The organism is Okeania sp. SIO2F4 (genome assembly GCF_010672385.1).
In the GTDB taxonomy this organism is placed as follows: domain Bacteria; phylum Cyanobacteriota; class Cyanobacteriia; order Cyanobacteriales; family Microcoleaceae; genus Trichodesmium.
On the sequence record NZ_JAAHGT010001171.1, the window covers coordinates 1 to 2,533 of the forward strand.

Sequence of the window (2,533 nt, forward strand, 5' to 3'; positions counted from 1 at the left end):
TTTTGACTGGGGATTATCCGATTATGGGTAATGATGTTTGGGAACATGCTTATTATTTGAATTATCAAAATCGTCGGGGTGATTATTTGAATGCTTGGTGGAATGTGGTTAATTGGTCGGAGGTTAAATGACTTAACTTATTTGGCAAATAGAGAATTAGAATTACTAGAACAGTTTGTGTTGAAATGTATTACTCATGGGTTGGTAAAACCAAAAGAAATTTCTAGTTTTATTGGTATGGAAAATTATCAAATAGAAAAAGTATTATCAGAATTAATTTCTAGAGATTTAGTCAAAAAAGAAGAAAATTTAAAGTTAACCGCAGCAGGTTTAAATGTTTTGGAACAACAAACAGTTTTAGCTCCTATTTCTGAAACTCAGACATTTTATCTAGATGCTCTAAATGGAAAACTAATAAACTCTTTGTCTCTGAAAATTTTTGACAGTAAAAATCATAAAAATAGTGCCATAAATAAAATCATCAAAAAACCAAGAAAAAGTCATATAGAAGATTTAGTTAACTACTATTCAGATATTGAAAAACTTTTACAAAATTCTCATCCTAATAATCCTAATCCCATAGAATTAGTACAAGTTAATAAAATAGAAAAAATATATCCTGAATACCACGAAATTTTGTTAGTTTTATATAAAAGTAATCCTGGCGATCGCGAAATTGAATATGAGATTTTTTCCAGAGGTTTTATCCAACCAGAATATCGGAAAACTATAGAAGAATTATATGCTGAAGGGGAAAAAATACTGGAGCCAATTTTTCAACAAATGGAAGAGGATAAACCTCCTCAAAGTTCAGTCAAGGAAGTTATTTCTAATATTCAAGAGGAGGATATTAAAACTGTAGAAAAGTTAACTACAAAAATTGACTCTCTTAATGACTCTGATAATTTTGTCGAAACCAAAAATAATTCACTAAAAGAGGAAATAAAAAAGCTGAAGCAAGAGCTAGAACAAATAAAATCTCAAACTAGAATTTCAGAAGTAATTCATACTTATCAAATTCGCGAATATTTACTTAAAACTTTAACAGAAGCCAAAAATAGATTAATGATAATTTTACCTTGGATTAAAGCAAATGTAGTTGACAAAGAATTTTTATCAATTTTAAAAGATACCCTCAAACGAAAAGTAAAAGTTCATATAATCTATGGATTGAAAAGTTAAAATTCTCAAAATGATGATAAGTCTATTAAACAATTAGAGAATTTAAAAGCAAATTACAAAAATCTCGAATTTGACAAAACTCAAAATACTCATCGTAAACAAATTATTTGTGATGATAAATTCGCCATAGTAACTAGCTTTAACTTTTTATCATTTAGAGCAAACCCTAATTTAACATATAGAGATGAACTAGGAGTTATTCTCAGAAATAAACAAACAATTGAAGATTTATTTAACAGTGGCATTAATTTAATTAGTTAAAATTACAAATAATTGATAAATCAATAATTTATATACTATAAATCTCCAAAAATATCAAATAAATCAACTCTTTCTTCAAACTTTGTAGGGACGTTCCATGGAACGTCCCTACATTATTTTTCACTAGATATTTGGTAAGTATTTAGCTGATAGCTGATAGCTGACTGTTATTTCAATTACTAGCTTTCTGAATTGAAGGACTTGATTGAGCTAAATATAATCCTAATAATACGATAGAAAATCCTAACCAACTAATTATAGTAAGTTGTTCTGAGAATAATACCCAAGCAATTAAAGCAGTAATTACAGGTTCCAATAAAAAGCATAAAGCAACAAAACCAGAAGAAAAAGTTTTGAGACTATAAGTAACAAACCCATGACCTAAAAGTTGGGCAATTACTGCTAAACCAATAATTGATAGCCATCCTTCCCAAGAAAAAGGCAAAATACGATCTTCGGTTAACAAAGCAATAGGAAGAGTCAATAAACTACCACTTATACAAGTCCAAAATAAGATGGTCGTCGCTGAAAATTTCGAGCGAAGTTTTTCAATTAATAAGTAGTAAGCACCAAATAAAATTGCAGATGCAAATGCTGCTAAGTCGCCAGTAAAATGTTTTAAATCTACTTGTATATCATCTGCTCCAATGGCAATTGCTCCTACTATAGCTATTCCCATTCCTATTAAAAATCTACGGTCAAAACGAATACTTAAAAATATCCATCCTCCTAGAGCAGTAAAGATGGGAATCATATTATGAAGTATAGTTGAATTCGCAACATTAGTTTGGGTTAAAGACCATGCCCAAAGAAGTAAACTAGGAGCAAAAGTAAAACCACCAGCTAATAAACAAATCCATTCACGAAATGTGTAAGTCGAATATTGTTCGTTTTTATTAGTTGATGATTGATTTGTTTGAGCTTGGAAATTACCCCAAAACCACAAGACAAAACCAGAAATAACAAAACGATCTAATACTGTACTAGCAGGTCCTAATTCTCTTTCGCTTAATCGAATGAAAATTGCTGCTAAGGATACAGCTAATAATCCTACTAATAATGCTATTAAAGAGAAAAATGTAGATTTTTG

Annotated in this window: 3 protein-coding genes; 2 read left to right on the forward strand and 1 reads right to left on the reverse strand. The window is 29.5% G+C overall.

Annotation, left to right across the window (positions count from 1 at the left end):
- Together F6K22_RS38470 and F6K22_RS38475 are read left to right on the forward strand one after the other, a co-directional pair.
- A partial coding sequence (locus F6K22_RS38470; protein WP_293110163.1) for a Fe-Mn family superoxide dismutase occupies positions 1 to 131 on the forward strand: 131 nt, incomplete at its 5' end.
- On the forward strand, positions 103 to 1,182 hold the full coding sequence (locus F6K22_RS38475) for a hypothetical protein (RefSeq protein WP_293110159.1): 1,080 nt from the start codon (positions 103 to 105) through the stop codon (positions 1,180 to 1,182). The genes F6K22_RS38470 and F6K22_RS38475, both read left to right, overlap by 29 nt.
- 433 nt (positions 1,183 to 1,615) lie before the next feature.
- On the opposite strand, the gene F6K22_RS38480 is transcribed toward F6K22_RS38475, so the two are convergent.
- A partial coding sequence (locus tag F6K22_RS38480) for a DMT family transporter (protein ID WP_293110161.1) occupies positions 1,616 to 2,533 on the reverse strand: 918 nt, incomplete at its 5' end.

Excerpts from the sequence above, each read along its gene's own strand:
- F6K22_RS38475 (WP_293110159.1), top strand. The coding sequence starts at position 103 with ATGTGGTTAATTGGTCGGAGGTTAAATGACTTAACTTATTTGGCAAAT.